This is a genomic window from Nostoc sp. (assembly GCF_036918015.1).
Classification (GTDB): Bacteria; Cyanobacteriota; Cyanobacteriia; order Cyanobacteriales; family Nostocaceae; genus Nostoc.
This window is the reverse complement of the sequence record NZ_JBALEO010000066.1, coordinates 53,252-68,262: the sequence shown is the minus strand read 5'-3', so window position 1 is coordinate 68,262 and position 15,011 is coordinate 53,252. Positions and strand designations below refer to the sequence as shown.

General features: G+C 39.7%; 17 protein-coding genes and 2 pseudogenes. 5 read left to right on the top strand and 14 right to left on the bottom strand.

Going from position 1 to position 15,011, the window contains the following annotated elements; translation table 11 throughout:
• The first annotated feature begins 220 nt into the window (after positions 1–220).
• On the top strand, positions 221–604 hold the full coding sequence (locus tag V7K61_RS16275; RefSeq protein ID WP_335054623.1) for a response regulator: 384 nt from the start codon (positions 221–223) through the stop codon (positions 602–604).
• Here the strand turns inward: V7K61_RS16275 and V7K61_RS16270 are convergent.
• From V7K61_RS16270 to V7K61_RS16260, 3 genes and pseudogenes are all read right to left on the bottom strand, one after another.
• Positions 585–989 (bottom strand): DUF2294 domain-containing protein, encoded by a 405-nt coding sequence (locus tag V7K61_RS16270; RefSeq protein ID WP_335054621.1) that lies wholly within the window; start codon positions 987–989, stop codon positions 585–587. The two genes, V7K61_RS16275 and V7K61_RS16270, sit on opposite strands and share 20 nt — an antisense overlap.
• A gap of 211 nt (positions 990–1,200) precedes the next feature.
• Positions 1,201–1,359, bottom strand: a complete 159-nt coding sequence (locus V7K61_RS16265) for a hypothetical protein (protein ID WP_317616139.1) — start codon at positions 1,357–1,359, stop codon at positions 1,201–1,203.
• A 325-nt stretch (positions 1,360–1,684) separates the two neighbouring features.
• Positions 1,685–1,873: pseudogene (locus tag V7K61_RS16260) on the bottom strand (GTP cyclohydrolase II); the annotation flags it as partial.
• 208 nt (positions 1,874–2,081) lie between these two features.
• On the opposite strand from V7K61_RS16260, the gene V7K61_RS16255 reads away from it, so the two are divergent.
• Both V7K61_RS16255 and V7K61_RS16250 read left to right on the top strand, forming a co-directional pair.
• The gene (locus V7K61_RS16255; RefSeq protein ID WP_094351738.1) at positions 2,082–2,564 is read left to right on the top strand and encodes a tetratricopeptide repeat protein; all 483 of its coding nucleotides are present in this window, start codon (positions 2,082–2,084) and stop codon (positions 2,562–2,564) included.
• 573 nt (positions 2,565–3,137) lie between these two features.
• Positions 3,138–3,422 (top strand): annotated as a pseudogene (locus tag V7K61_RS16250) (hypothetical protein); the annotation flags it as partial.
• A 101-nt stretch (positions 3,423–3,523) separates the two neighbouring features.
• Here the strand turns inward: V7K61_RS16250 and V7K61_RS16245 are convergent.
• The 9 genes from V7K61_RS16245 to sufB all read right to left on the bottom strand — a co-directional run bounded on the left by V7K61_RS16245 (position 3,524) and on the right by sufB (position 12,056).
• The gene (locus V7K61_RS16245) at positions 3,524–3,823 is read right to left on the bottom strand and encodes a type II toxin-antitoxin system RelE/ParE family toxin (protein ID WP_335054619.1); all 300 of its coding nucleotides are present in this window, start codon (positions 3,821–3,823) and stop codon (positions 3,524–3,526) included.
• Positions 3,820–4,041 (bottom strand): addiction module protein, encoded by a 222-nt coding sequence (locus tag V7K61_RS16240; protein ID WP_335054617.1) that lies wholly within the window; start codon positions 4,039–4,041, stop codon positions 3,820–3,822. Before V7K61_RS16240 ends, V7K61_RS16245 begins: the two co-directional genes overlap by 4 nt.
• Before the next feature lie 505 nt (positions 4,042–4,546).
• Positions 4,547–5,407 carry a UPF0158 family protein gene (locus V7K61_RS16235; RefSeq protein ID WP_335054615.1) on the bottom strand — a complete coding sequence of 287 codons (861 nt, stop codon included), beginning with the start codon at positions 5,405–5,407 and terminating at the stop codon, positions 4,547–4,549.
• Between the two features lie 112 nt (positions 5,408–5,519).
• Positions 5,520–6,152 carry a Uma2 family endonuclease gene (locus V7K61_RS16230; protein ID WP_335054614.1) on the bottom strand — a complete coding sequence of 211 codons (633 nt, stop codon included), beginning with the start codon at positions 6,150–6,152 and terminating at the stop codon, positions 5,520–5,522.
• Between the two features lie 51 nt (positions 6,153–6,203).
• Positions 6,204–6,836 carry a Uma2 family endonuclease gene (locus V7K61_RS16225; protein ID WP_335054612.1) on the bottom strand — a complete coding sequence of 211 codons (633 nt, stop codon included), beginning with the start codon at positions 6,834–6,836 and terminating at the stop codon, positions 6,204–6,206.
• 223 nt (positions 6,837–7,059) lie between these two features.
• On the bottom strand, positions 7,060–8,322 hold the full coding sequence (locus V7K61_RS16220) for a cysteine desulfurase (protein ID WP_335054610.1): 1,263 nt from the start codon (positions 8,320–8,322) through the stop codon (positions 7,060–7,062).
• A 28-nt stretch (positions 8,323–8,350) separates the two neighbouring features.
• Positions 8,351–9,727 carry a Fe-S cluster assembly protein SufD gene (gene sufD / locus V7K61_RS16215; protein WP_335054608.1) on the bottom strand — a complete coding sequence of 459 codons (1,377 nt, stop codon included), beginning with the start codon at positions 9,725–9,727 and terminating at the stop codon, positions 8,351–8,353.
• Positions 9,727–10,515 (bottom strand): Fe-S cluster assembly ATPase SufC, encoded by a 789-nt coding sequence (gene sufC / locus V7K61_RS16210; RefSeq protein WP_335054657.1) that lies wholly within the window; start codon positions 10,513–10,515, stop codon positions 9,727–9,729. Before sufC ends, sufD begins: the two co-directional genes overlap by 1 nt.
• Positions 10,516–10,616: 101 nt before the next feature.
• Positions 10,617–12,056 carry a Fe-S cluster assembly protein SufB gene (gene sufB, locus V7K61_RS16205; protein ID WP_094351746.1) on the bottom strand — a complete coding sequence of 480 codons (1,440 nt, stop codon included), beginning with the start codon at positions 12,054–12,056 and terminating at the stop codon, positions 10,617–10,619.
• A gap of 241 nt (positions 12,057–12,297) precedes the next feature.
• Between sufB and sufR the strand changes: the two genes are divergently transcribed.
• Both sufR and V7K61_RS16195 read left to right on the top strand, forming a co-directional pair.
• Positions 12,298–12,981 (top strand): iron-sulfur cluster biosynthesis transcriptional regulator SufR, encoded by a 684-nt coding sequence (gene sufR, locus V7K61_RS16200; protein ID WP_335054605.1) that lies wholly within the window; start codon positions 12,298–12,300, stop codon positions 12,979–12,981.
• A gap of 65 nt (positions 12,982–13,046) precedes the next feature.
• Complete coding sequence (locus tag V7K61_RS16195) at positions 13,047–13,307, top strand: hypothetical protein (protein ID WP_229484329.1); 261 nt, start codon at positions 13,047–13,049, stop codon at positions 13,305–13,307.
• A 176-nt stretch (positions 13,308–13,483) separates the two neighbouring features.
• Here the strand turns inward: V7K61_RS16195 and V7K61_RS16190 are convergent, their stop codons facing one another.
• Together V7K61_RS16190 and V7K61_RS16185 are read right to left on the bottom strand one after the other, a co-directional pair.
• Positions 13,484–13,834 (bottom strand): hypothetical protein, encoded by a 351-nt coding sequence (locus V7K61_RS16190; protein ID WP_335054603.1) that lies wholly within the window; start codon positions 13,832–13,834, stop codon positions 13,484–13,486.
• 234 nt (positions 13,835–14,068) lie between these two features.
• Positions 14,069–14,701 carry a hypothetical protein gene (locus tag V7K61_RS16185; protein ID WP_335054601.1) on the bottom strand — a complete coding sequence of 211 codons (633 nt, stop codon included), beginning with the start codon at positions 14,699–14,701 and terminating at the stop codon, positions 14,069–14,071.
• Between the last annotated feature and the right edge of the window lie 310 nt (positions 14,702–15,011).

Genomic DNA, 15,011 nt, shown 5'->3' with positions numbered 1-15,011 from the left:
CTTGATGTTAGCACTGCTTTGCTATATTATTTCCTAAAATTTAGCCCCGATGGATAACCGAATGAACTATAGACTAACCTATTCATTTTTATGCTTTAGTTGGTTGCCTGAAGATACTCTCGTACATTAAATTAAACACTTATTAGAAACAAAGACTTTCAGGTTTTTCTGATGGGTGGAGTTTTTATGAATAGCTTTTCTTGGACAGGACTAACTGCTTATGAATGGACAGCCTTTAATTTTGGTTGTTGAACAGAGTTTACATGATTTAGAGCTACTTAATTCTCATCTAGGAATATTAAATTTTTCATGTATTTGTACCAAACAAGGGGTGAGGGCTGTGATGTTGGCACAAACTCATCAACCAGATTTAATCCTGCTAGATATGAAGCTATCTAACTTGAGTGCAAACCAAGTCATTGACGATCTCAAGCATGACTCAAAAACTGCTACCATTCCAATCATTGCAGTCACACCTCTAAGAACGGTACAAGAAGATCGCTCCACGATGCTCACAGCATTTGATGATTGCATTACTAAACCCTATGATTTTAATCAATTAGAAGTGGTAATCAGTCGCCACATCAGTCAGCTAAATTCCTAACATTTATCTTAGAAATAGATTCGGGATTACGAACTTCAGGTAATTCCTTGAGAATTACAACAATCCCAGTACGTCCTGTTGCTAAATTGGTGTTTGTCATCAGGTAGAGGACAGGTTGACCAATAATTTTCTCAATCAAATTTTTTAAATCTGGTTTAATTATTTTCTCTAAATATAATCGTACTTGTTCAGCTAAAGTATCATAACCACCTTTTAGTAAAGTTTGTTCAGCTTGGGTAACAGAGTTTTCTAAAGAAATTACGATTTCAGTATCAAAAAAATGACAAATTATTTGGCTAGGAGACTTACCTAGCCTATCATTATATAAACTTATAATCCGCTGTGATATTTCTGTTTCTAATTGTCCAATAGTCGGTTGTACCATTAGTACCTACTATGTAATATTTATTGCTATAAACCAAAAGTTGAAGTATCCAACATTATAGTAGATGATTATGGAATAGTCTGATAAAATTAATCACTATTTTATATGAACTTAGTGGATCAATGTGATGTATTTAGTATGTATTTATTTAAGAATATTTCCAATTTTGACGGAGTAAAATTTGTTAACTAACGATTTATGGAGTGTTCAGCTAATAACTGGATTTGATCGTCATTTGCTCATAGGTAATTAGCTTATTTTGTGCCAAATAAGCACCCGCGTAGCCCGCCGTGCCTACATCTCCGAACCCAGGAATAATATAGCCATGTGCATCCAAATGGTCATCAATGGCAGCCGCATACAGCGTCACATCAGAATGTAATGTACATTACAAAACTCTCTATACCTTCCAGTACAGCGAATAAGCAGACAAACTTAGGTTCTAATAAAGAGTGTGTTAGCCACTGAGACAATTTGTGAAAAACCAATACAACATATTTGGCATTAATTCTTAGAAGCCCATATCTTCCACTCTGGCGACACATTCTGTACGGCCGAAGCAACTGTGATTCCATCACTTTTCGGTTAAGGGGGAAAAGGAAAAAGGAAAGGGTTTAAATTTACCTTTACCCCAGCCCCAGTAACCTTTCCTCGGCCCAAAAGAGAGATTGTTGGGTTTATCCGAAAAGTATTGACTGTGATTCTGCAATGCCAAAGCGCTTGGCAATTGCTGGTAAATACCAAACTAACTCAACTACAGCTTTGATGATAACCAAATTACCGCCTGGTTTCATAATCTTGCCATCTACCTGCAAACAACCTTTGTCTAGTGTATCTTGCAGTTCTGGCATATTGATGTGAGCTTGAGTAATAGTGCCAAAGGGATCTGTCAGCTACCTCTAGTCAATTTTTATTTTTATGACTCTAAATATCTAGTGTGGTATTAGTCGTATTGTTGAACACAATCAATCACACAGGAATTTCATAATTAGCGATTAATCACGCCTAATTTAAAGATGACTTTAAAAATGATTTAATCGATATATTTTGTGAGAAAGTTAATACAAAGGTATATTCACTGATCTCAAATTCATGGATTCTTTATTTATCAATTCCTTACTTGAAGAGTTGAAAAACCCGGATGCCACAGTGCGCGACAAGGCAACCAGAAAAATCTGGCGGATCTGGTTTCAGCAAAAGGGAATCTATGGGCTGGAAATAATTGACCGCAGTCAAAAGTTACTGGATGCAGGTGAAATTGCTGAAGCTGAAACATCGCTGACGGCATTAATTAAAGACCAGCCAGATTTTGCCGAAGCTTGGAATCGTCGAGCTTTCCTCTATTACAGTATTGGCGATTATCAAAAATCTCTGGCAGATTGTCAGATGGTTGTGCAGATAAATCCAATACATTTTGGGGCGCTTCATGGTATGGGCTTATGTTATGCAGCACTAGGAGAGTATGGTCAAGCTATCCGAGCTTTTCAACGTGCTTTAGAAATTCAGCCCTATTCTCTAGTGAATCAAAAGTTGATTCTAGAATGTACTTTTAGATTCAGCTACAATGGCAGATAGGAGAGAGCATCATACTGTTTTATAAATCCGTTATCACCCTCATCAACAGCAATTTATCGCCTTAGTCGCCGCAGTTTTATTCAATATGCTTCTATCTGGATTAATAGCAGCGTTATTGCTGCTTGTACTAACAGCAACCAAGCGTCAACTAGTAATTCTCGATTGGATAAAGTTACCTTTAGTACAAACTAGATAGCACAAGCGGAACAGGGGGCATTATAGTAGGCGATGTCTATCACGGGCTGCGCCTACGCCACCGATATTTACAAAAACTACATCTAAACTGTAGTTATGAAAAAGAGTGGTATGTAGGTTCCCAGTGGTACTCAATTGTCGATGGGGGTTCGATATATTTATGGGTTATGGCATGGATTCCGTGAATGTCACAGCACAAAACATTCCCAAAATCACAGTTGCAGCAATTTTCTAGAAAGACCCCTGGTGTCTGTCTGATTGCACATCCCAATCAGCAATTAACATTTTTGCCGATCTTATCTTTTTTACTCTGTTAAGCTAAAGGTTTTTCTAACTATAGCAATCCTAAATGAGTTGTGAAAATCGAGAGACTAAGAGGATATAGAGGTTTTGTATTATGTTGTTTACAATCCCCAACGCCGGAGAAAACCACCTTTAGAAGTTTATCGGTTTGTAAATGGTGAATATGTATTGCAACCAGGAAATTTCGTTTGGTTATCAGAGATAGGTTTAGCAATTGGTTATGAACGGGGAACCTATCAGGGAATTACGCGGGATTGGTTGTATTGGTATGACAAACAAGGAATCACTGCTGAACAACGCACTCAAAGACTGGCACAAAAATTGCGGAAGTTGGGGATCGATCCAGATTCTTTGAGTTGATTTCGTGGGGTGCGATCGCTTTGATTACACTGTTATTAATGGCATTTGAGAGCAGGAATTATATATGGTTCAGGTGATTGTAGGCGATATCATAAAAGCCTTCAAATATTCCTGCTCTGCCATTGTTTAGGATTACGTTTGACGTGGTAACAAGCAATTATATTGATGATATCTTCTTCTACAATATAAATAACACCATAGGGAAACCTACGTATTAATAATCGCCGCGCTTGTCGATACACCACTGGATAAGCCGAAGGGTTACGTCCGATTAATGCTAAACAGCTATCAACTGCACGTACAAACTCCGAACCTACTCCAGAATCACGTTGTTCATACCATTCAAAAGCATCTTGAATATCTAGTTCTGCTTCTGGACTAATTATTAACTGATAGCTCATTCAGTTAAACCTAGTCTTTGCTTGACGGATTGCCAGTTTGAACCTTGGTTTGGGTTTTGGCGATGCATCTCCAAGCGTCTATCTAATTCTTGTTTTTGCTCATCGCTAAGAGGAACTTCTTCGGGTGTTGTAAGAATGCTGTCCCATAAGTCCTCGGCAAGCTGTATACGTTCAGATACACTTAGTTCGGAAATATCGACTTTTAATATGGGGTGCATAGTTGTTGTTAATCTAGTTACTTAGATAAATCTTACTTTAGATTATAAATTACTTATTTTATTCCCAATCAACTAAAGCATCAAGATTGGCTTTCGTGTCTTCTGGTGAAGGCTGCGGCGTTGTCTCTTGAGAATTTGAACACATAGCCATCTTCTCCTGGGGCAATATTTGTTGCTCCCATATACTCCATTTCTATTATGTCTCTATAGTAGTCAACAGATGAATCTAGGGATACAAGAATACAATACTTTGAGTTGAGTAATTTCGGACAAAGAAATACAAGCGTAGATTTTGGTAATCTTTCTGGTTAAATATATTTAATGTCTGCTGCTAAAGACTTAAAGATACATATATATATGAAAAAAGGATTTACTCCAGAGACGATCATCCAGGGTTTGACCCTGTAAGCGCTGGAATGCGTTGGATTGATATTGATTAGTAATGTAGAGTAAACCTCTCATTAAATGGAAAATAGGTTTTTAATTCTATCTACCGAATACAACTTCATTGGATGCCCATTCTTGAAATATGGATTTTTTCTGATCCCATCTGGCTCTCCCAACTGCTTGATTTGTTGTCCGTCATTTCTTCTGGGTCAATTGCAATCAAATTCAGATCAAACAGAGTATGTAAATCTGCCCGAATAAGCAAACCATTGGAAGGATGATTAGTCTCAGAACCAAGATAGGGAATAATATGTGCTGCTTCCAGAGCTTGTTCTACATCACTTCCAGAAATAGCACATTTACCGTTATGAGTTATAAGCAACTGCTGACGAAATTTAGGCTGACCTTGGCGACGAGTAATTGATGTCGCGATTTTTTTTCTAGCATCCTGAATATTTTCTGGATCAAAATCATCAATAATATTATCTAAAGTGTCAGTATTATTAGGCTCTCGAATTTCTTCTTGAATTTGACTGTTATTTGAAATGCTGCTAGAACTTCTTATTTTTTCTAGAGCATCATCATTGATTATCTCAATACCTACTGATTCTAACCAATCTATTAACCGCTTTTTTATTTGTTCATTTTCAAATTCACTCCAAGTATCACCAACAAGATATTTTACTCGTTTAAAATGTCCTCTTCCTCCTCCATGAAATGCATTTTCCACCTGTAAACGTAGTGTAGGATCTTCAATATTTTCGATGAAAAGTTCCATGTCATTGCTACCATCACATAAATCTGGTATTTGGAGATACCGATTACCAGACTCTAATTCTTCAAAATCTAAATCATTAATTTCACTATCTCTAGATAGGTGAATGACTTTGCTTTGCATATCTATAATCAATTCACCCAATTCGTTATAGTTTTTTAATACTTCTATTATCCAGTCAATATCTATCTTGAATTTTATCATAAGAACTTTTCCAATTAATAGCTACCTATAAAAATATTCTAAATTTGTATTATTTCACAATATTTTATCAAAGCTAGTGTTAATTTTCTTAGTTTATAGTAGCTCTTGTAAACTACCCTGTTTTCTCCCTCAACCAAGCGCGAAAGGATTTGAGTAAAGCAATTTCTCCCATATTTTTACTTTGCTCCATAAATCTACTTATATCACTCACTGATACTATAGGGAAGGCAATACTAAACTTACACTCGACATATTGCCCTTCTCTCAACTGATAAAATTTTAAATTTTGCCCATCATATCTCCAAAGTTCAGTTACCCCCAACGCTGAATAAATCCCCAATTTGTTAACTGAACTACTGGTAATGTCAATCTCAATTGCTAAGTCAGGCGGCAGATCATTTTCTAAATCTAAAGTTTGCTTACCCCTAATAGCTAGTTCATTCTGGATATAGTAGCAAGTATATGGCTCTATTCCCCGCTTTGATATTTTCCGCTTCAATGTTGTTGAACCAGCACTTCTCACTTCAATTCCTAATTCTTCGGCTAAAACTAGAATAAAACGGTCAAATTGAATTTTGGGGTTTTCGTGTTCAAAAAGTGGAGTCATAATTTCTAAAACACCGCAATCATAAGCAAAGCGAGAACCTCTATCTTCACCTGTATCTCTCAACAAGGCTTCAAAGGTTTCCCAGCTAATGTTATGTAGCACTGTTCTTTGTTCAGCAACCGTTGACTTTACAAGCATATTAAAATAATTCGTAATTCGTAATTCGTAATTCGTAATTAATTAATGATTTTAACCTATCTTCCCCTGCACCCAAGCGCGGAAGGATTGCACCAAATCAATTTCATCCATAGTTTTACTTTGCTGGATAAATTTATTCATATCACTAACAGAAATTAAAGGAAAAGCGATACTCGACTTAATTTCAATATATTCACTTGCTACTAGCTGATAAAATTTTAAAACTTCACCGTCATATCTCCATAATTCTCCTACACCTAAAGCCGCATAAATATTGAATTTATTAACAGAGCTGCTAGTAATATCAATTTCAACTGCTAAATCTGGTGCTGGATCTGTTCTTAAATCTAATTCTTGTTTACCTCTAATTAATGGCTCATTTTGAATATAATAGCAAGTATCGGGTTCTATTCCCTTGGTTATTGGTTGACGTTTTAATGTTGTAGAACCAGCACTTCTAATTTTAATTTTTAATTCCACTGCTAAAGCGAATATAAATCTGTCAAACTGAATTTTAGGATTCTCGTGTTCAAAAAGTGGAGTCATGATTTCTAAAACACCGCAGTCATAAGCAAACCGAGAACCTCTATCTTCACCTGTATCTCTCAGCAAGGCTTCAAAGGTTTCCCAGCTAATGTTCTGTAGTACTGTTCTTTGTTCAGCAGGCGTTGACTTGACAAGCATATTACAATACTTTTTCTGTCAGGATGTTAGATAAAATCCCGATAATTTTACCTATGTCATTAATATAATATTCGCTCAAGTCAATTTCAACCATTTGACCAAGAAAATAATTTTCAAAAACTTGAGTTCTCCTATAAATAATCCAGATAATTAAATTGTGCCAACTATTAGCAAGATATGTTGCTGATAATTGGCACAATTACTGTCTGAATATTTTGTAACTTTAAGCAAGGAAACCCGCAAAAAAATCCAGAGTTTCTTTCAGTGCTTTGATGAAAATATCAATTTCTTCACGGGTGTTGTAGAAAGATAGACTTGCTCGCGCGGTTGCAGCAAGACCTAAATAACGGTGTAATGGTTGAGTGCAGTGGTGTCCAGAACGGATAGCAACGCCTTCTTGATCTAATAATGTAGATAGGTCGTTAGCGTGAACTTCTCCGGCGGTGAACGACGCAAGAGCGGCTCTACCTTCTCCTTTTGCATTTGGTTTGGGGCCGTAAATCCGTATTGGGGGAATTTGCTCTAATTGTTGGAACAAATAGGCTGTTAATTCTGCTTCGTAGGCGTGGATTTTATCCATGCCAATATTGCTAAGATAATCGATTGCAGCCCCAAGTGCGATCGCTTCTCCAATTGCAGGTGTACCAGCTTCAAATTTATGGGGCAATTCTGCGTATGTGGAATGGTCTAAATACACCTCTGCAATCATCTCACCACCGCCAAAAAATGGGGGCATTGATTCTAGCAATTCTAACTTGCCATACAGAAATCCTATCCCAGTTGGAGCGCACATTTTGTGACCGGAAGCTACCAACCAATCACAATCTATTTTCTGTACATCAATGGGGTAGTGAGGGACACTTTGGCAAGCATCAACTAAAAATTTAGCACCGTATTGGTGAGCGATCGCACCAATTTCTTCTACTGGATTAATGCAACCCAAAGCATTAGAAATATGCACCACCGACACCAACTTTGTTTTTTCGGAAATCAGCTTTTTAAACTGTTCCAAATCAAAGGTTTCCTCTGGTGTTAATTCTACAAATTTCAGGACTGCACCCGTTTTTTGCGCCACGAATTGCCAAGGCACAATATTACTGTGGTGTTCCATCACCGACAGAATAATTTCATCTCCAGGCTGCAAATTATTCATTCCCCAGCTATAGGCGACTAGGTTAATCGCTTCGCTTGCGTTGCGGGTGTAGACGATTTCCTGACGGGATGCAGCATTAATGAATTTGGCAATTTTATCTCTAGCACCTTCATAAGCATCGGTAGCTTTAGCACTCAGGGAATGGGCACCGCGATGCACGTTAGCATTATAGTGTTCGTAATAATCTCGTAGGGTATCTAACACCAACAAAGGCTTTTGCGATGTTGCAGCATTATCGAGATAAACCAGGGGTTTACCATTGACTTCCTGATGCAAAATCGGGAAGTCAGCGCGAACTTTATCAGCAAGGGTTTTGGTAGAGGTGAAAGTCATTGGTAGATTAGTTATTAGTCATTAGTCATTAGTCATTAGTCAGAGACTTAAGATTATTGACTGTGTTTAAAAGGATTTCTCGCAGAGAAGGAACGGGTATTTGGTTGATGATTTCGGCAGCGAAGGCGTTGATTAATAACTTCCGAGCATCGTTTTCATCAATTCCCCGACTTTGCAGATAGAATATTTCATCATCTTCCAATTGGCTAACGGTAGCACCGTGAGCGCACTTTACATTATCCGCAGTAATTTCCAATTGGGGTTTAGTATCAACTCTGGCTTTCGATGATAGCAGCAAATTCCGATTCAATTGGGCTGCATTTGTCAACTGCGCTCGCTTGGGAACCAACACTTTACCATTGAAGACTGCGTGAGCGCGATCGCCTACAATACATTTATGCAATTGGTCACTTGTACCGTGGGGATAGTTGAGTGCGATCGCACTGTGAGTATCAGACAATTGCTTACCAGAAATTATCGTCAAACCATTGAGAGTAGTTTGTGTCTGCTCACCAGTTTGCAAAATTTCTAAATTGTGCCGTGACAACTTTGCACCTAAAGTTATGGCATGACAAGTATATCGACTATCACGAGCTTGAGTCACAGCAGTTTTGCCAATATGAAAAGCCTCTGCACCTTCTTGCTCAACCCTAGTGTGACTAACTTGGGCATTGTCACCAACCCAAACTTCCGTAACCGCATTCGTAAAATATACTCCCTCTTTCTCTGCGCTCTCTGCGCCTCTGCGGTTCGTATACTCCTCAATCAACGTCACTTGCGAACCACTTTCCGCCACCACCAAACAACGAGGCTGCGAAATTGTCGCCGTCTCACCCACAACCGAAATAAACACAAGATGAATTGGCGTTTCAACTACCACATTCTTCTTCACCCACACCACAGCTGCATCAGTTATCCCAGCCGTATTGAGAGCCGTAAAAACTTCCTGCGCTCCCTCAGCTTGAGCTAAATACTGCCGTATACCCTCCTGCTCAACCGCAGATAAGCCAGCCAAATTACTCACCACAATTCCAGATGGCAAATCTGAAACTGCTGATAACTCCGGCGCAAAAACGCCATTAACAAATACCAAACGGCTATTAGCCGCTTCTGGCAAAATATCAAATTGTAGAGACGCAAAATTTCCCGTCTCTACATTAAATTGCACCTTTCGCAGAGACGACAAATCAGTAAATCGCCATTCTTCCTCGCGGGTGGTGGGAATAGTTGAGTGGCGTACCCAACTAGCAGCACCTTCACGTAATTCCTGTAACCACCCCTCTGTTTTGGGTACAGTTACCTGATTTAACAATTCAGTTAGATAGGTATCTTTATCTAACAGAGTCGATGTCAAACTGACTAAATTCGAGTTTGGTATTGGACTGGGAGATACTTGAATACTCATTACACACCCACCTCAGCTGCAAATTCTTCCAGCACCCAGTCATAACCGCGAGACTCTAATTCTAGTGCCAGTTCCTTACCGCCACTGGTAATAATTCGCCCCTGTGCCATCACATGGACAAAATCAGGCACAATATAATCGAGTAACCGTTGATAATGAGTAATCAAAATTGTGGCATTCTCTGGACTTGCCAATTGATTTACCCCATTCGCCACAATTCTGAGCGCGTCAATATCCAAACCCGAATCCGTTTCATCCAAAATTCCTAACTTTGGTTCCAGCAAAGCCATTTGCAGAATTTCATTCCGCTTCTTCTCGCCACCAGAAAACCCTTCATTCAAACTGCGACTGAGAAAACTGGGATTCATCTTCACCACATCCAGCTTTTCCTCAATCAAATCATCAAAATCAAAAGCGTCTATTTCCTCTAAACCTTGCGCCTTACGACGAGAATTGTACGCCACCCGCAAGAAATCCAAATTGCTCACACCGGGAATTTCTAACGGATACTGAAACGCCAAAAATACACCACTTCTAGCCCGTTCCTCCGGTTCCAACTCCAGTAGATTTTGCCCCTGGAAAATCACCTCACCACCAGTCACCTCATACGCCGGATGCCCAGCCAACACCTTAGAAAAAGTACTCTTACCAGAACCATTCGGCCCCATGATCGCATGAATTTCACCCGATCGCACCTCCAGATTCACACCCTTCAGAATCGGTGTCCCATCAACATTAGCCGTCAGATTCCGTACCGACAGCACAACTTCACTATTTTCAATAATCATCTTCTCTCCCTTCTCTGCGCTCTCTGCGCCTCTGCGGTTCGTCATTCTTCCAAAAGATAAACACAGAACGCCGATGCCCCTGTGTTTATCCTTGCTTCCCTTTATCCAACACTGCCTTCCAACTTCAAACTCAACAACTTATCAGCTTCCACAGCAAACTCCATCGGTAGCTGATTAAAAACATCCTTACAGAAGCCGCTAATCATCATCGAAATAGCATCTTCTGAAGAAATACCCCGTTGAGCAAAGTAAAATAACTGATCTTCCCCAATCTTAGAAGTAGAAGCTTCATGCTCCACCTTCGCACCGTTATTTTGCACCTGGATATAAGGGAAAGTGTTTGCATGGGCATTATCCCCAATCAGCATTGAGTCACACTGAGAATAATTTCTCGCCCCTTTAGCTGTCGGGTTAACTTTCACCAAACCCCGGTAACTATTACTAGAATTACCTGCGGAGATTCCTTTAGAAATAATTGTACTGCGGGTATTCTTACCAACGTGAATCATCTTACTACCCGTATCAGCTTGCTGCATATGATTTGTCAGCGCCACCGAGTAGAACTCACCCACAGAGTTATCACCCACCAAAACACAGCTAGGATATTTCCAAGTAATTGCCGAACCTGTTTCGACTTGAGTCCAGGAAATCTTGGAATTTACGCCCTGACACAAACCGCGCTTGGTGACAAAGTTGTAAATACCGCCTTTACCGTTGGCATCTCCAGCGTACCAGTTTTGCACGGTGGAGTATTTAATTTCGGCGTTGTCGAGGGCGACGAGTTCCACCACAGCGGCGTGCAGCTGGTTGCTGTCATACATCGGTGCGGTGCAACCTTCGAGGTAAGAAACATAACTACCTTCTTCGGCGACAATCAAAGTCCGCTCAAATTGTCCCGTGTCACCAGAGTTGATGCGGAAGTAGGTAGATAGTTCCATTGGGCATTTTACGCCTTTAGGAATGTAGACAAAAGAACCATCGCTAAATACGGCGGCGTTCAAGGCGGCAAAATAGTTGTCAGCAATAGGAACAACACTACCCAGGTATTTTTTGATTAATTCTGGGTGTTCTTGCAACGCTTCCGAAAACGAACAGAAAATAACGCCATCTTCCGCTAGCTTTTCCTTAAATGTAGTAGCGACAGAAACGCTATCGAAAATCGCATCGACGGCGACATTTGCTAGTCGCTTCTGTTCAGATAGGGAAATGCCTAACTTTTCAAAGGTTTCTAAAAGGGTTGGATCGACTTCATCCAAGCTGTTTAGTTTTTCTTTCTTGCGTTTTGGCGCTGAGTAATAAATGATATCCTGATAATTGATTGGCGGATACTTGACATTCGGCCAAGTTGGTTCCGTCATTTTTTGCCACTGGCGATAAGCTCTGAGGCGAAAGTCCAGCATGAACTGCGGCTCGTTCTTCTTAGAGGAGATCAAGCGAACAACGTCCTCGTCTAGTCCACGCGGAATAGTGTCGGCTTCAATATCTGTAATAAAGCCGTACTTGTAGGGTTGGTTGACTAAGGTTTTGACAGTGGCACTCATCAGTAATAATCTCTCGTGTTCTGAACTCTTTTAGGATGGGAGACGGGCTGCGGCTAACCGATTCCCATCTCCCGTTACGGAATGGTTACACGCCTGCTAGAATAGTGGTGGAGACTAAAACAACAGCTTTGTTGTTTAACGTATCTTCATTTTACGCTAAATTAACAACAACAATGTTGTCAAAGTCAAATTTTCCAAAAAATTTTTGTGATGTTCGCTGAACGTCTCGCACCAAATGAAGATGGCGACTACCCACCAGTCCTCAACCAAGCAAGATATTTTAGAGTATCTGCACAAACACGAAAAAGCAACGGCTTTGGAGCTAGCTGAAGTTTTAGACGTTACCCCCCAAGCTATTCGTCGCCATCTCAAAGATTTGGAGACGGAGGAGCTAGTTTTGTATTCGACATCAGTGCAGGCGGCAGGGATGGGGCGTCCGCAGCATCTTTATCAACTGAGTCGTCAAGGACGCGATCGCTTGCATCGAACAATGAGCGATCGCTTTGGTGATGGCCACGGAAATTTTGCGGTTTCGCTGCTAGACACCTTAGCCGAAACGGTGGGACATGACCAATTTAAATCGATTTTAGAGAAACAGTGGCAGCGCAAAGCTCTAGAGTATCGCGATCGCGTGGGTAGCGGTTCACTGCGAGAACGTGTAGCCAACTTAGTAGAATTGAGAAAAGCAGAAGGCTTCATGGCAGAGTATCATGCTGTTGATGTGAATGATTGCTTTGAGAGCGATCGCTTTATCTTAATGGAGCATAACTGTGCCATTTCTAACGTTGCCGAATCTTTCCCCAGCATCTGTGGCCACGAATTAGAAATGTTTGCAGCCGTCTTACCAGATTGTACCGTAGAACGCACCCACTGGATTATTGATGGCGAACACCGTTGTGGGTATTTAGTACAAATTCGCCATTAGTCATTTGTCATTTTCTAATACCCAATACCCAATTAACTTTGAGATAGCATTTCATTTTTTCATTTATGGATGTACCACCACAGCAACCATCAACACAATTTTTAACTCTGGAAGAGTCAGCAAAAGTAGATGCCGCGTTGTTGTCTTCCCCAGAAAAGTTTTTAACAAGATTGACAATTTCATCACTGAAGCTTTTGAAGCATATTGCCCAAGAGTACGGTGTTGCTATTGAAGATTTGACAACACAGCAAGTAATTGCCTGGTTTGAAAAAGATGGCAAAATTCGACGTGAACAGGGCATTGAAGGTTCATACCTGAAATGGTAATTTGTCTAAAAAATTTTACAAGTCTAGTACAGCCAAGCGCTATAAATAACAAAATACTTGCTACAAGATTTGTAGGAGTTGATAATTGCCCGTACAAGTACAATTTTGTAATATCATTTATATTGAACTGTGTCATTATTTTTTTCCGATGTTTTTGAGTTATTTAATAGGAAAAGCTACCACTTGAACTGCCCGCAGTTTTGCACAGCATGTTCAACTTTATATTCTTTTATTCTTTGCTTACCGGTTTCATCTAAATAACGTGCCTTAAAGTTAATAACAATGGCATCGCCAGAATGAAATCCAAATATACGATCTAAAAAGTCAGGCGGTGGAAGATCGTAAGGGCCACCAGGATTGATAGAGCAGCAGTCTGGATTTTGTTTGACATATTCATCAAAACTTTTATATCTGATGTAGTCATAAAGCTGTTCTTTTTTTCCTGGGATTATTGCAGGTATTTTGTTTCGGTGATTTTGAAAATCGAAAGCTCCTTGGAGCTTCTCATAATCGCTGAGATAACGCATCTTTGCAAAGCAGAACCCTGAAGAATTTAAGCTAAAGTATATGCTTAAAATGCTTAATGGTATTCCGATGAAAAGGAAAATACATACAAGAAAAGTACGGTGTATCATTGTATTTGTGGTAATTTACATGGTTCGGACGCTACAAACGCCAAGCTTAAAATAATAAATAAAAAGCACCTTGAGATAAGGTGCTTTTATTTAAAATAAATAACATTTGATTTTTCAAACAATTATTTAAGCATTGTAATTGTTAGTCCGAGGATTACGAGCGCCAGTTACGGCTCCAATCATTGAGGCTATTAAACCCAACAAAGAACCAAACACAAACCACCACAATCCCGAACGTAAATTAGCTGCCGTTTCACGAGCCTGTTGGGCACTTATGTTTGCTTGTGGTACATTAACACCACCTTGCTGTTGTACCTGGTTTATGACTTCTCCTGCGTTAGAAGCAGCAACACCAAAAGCACCAGATACTCCACTTGCTAAAAGCCATGAGCTAACTGCCAAAGTCGTTGCCCAAAGAATTGCGCCGTTCAGAAGAGCTGTATTGCGGTTCATCGGGCCACAAGCACGGGCTGTAACCCAACCACCAGTAAATAGGGAAATTAGTAAAGCGATAGTTGACCAAAGCCCCGCATTACCCGCAGCGTTAGGAGCAATTGTTCTAGGTGCACCTGAACCTGCAACTGTGCCTGCCGCAACCGCAGCAATGATAGAACTCAAAATTAATTGTGTAGCTAAAGAAACCAACAAACCAGCAATAATTGGCCCCCAGCGAACACGGTCGTGATATTCAGCTACTCGACCTGCTACCACAGTATCAGTAGATATAACGTCATTGCCTGTCCGATTTACGTATGACATCGCTTATGTTCTCCAGTGCTGTTTCAGCAAAGTTCCTGCTCAGGTATATTCATCTTTATGCTTCAAATTAAATAACTAAATGTTCTGTTTTAATCTCTATCGATAGAAAGATTTAATAGGTCTATATTTAGCCAGAAAAAACAAACTTTTTTTAACAATTTTTAATATAGTTTAATGTTTATTTATGTATTTTTCCTAAAATTTCCATCTAAAAACTCTTAACTTAAAATATAACTATTATCTAGCTATCAAAAACCAGCTTTAACGATGTATGCCATTAGACTTAATCTAACTAAAGCTTTGTAATGAA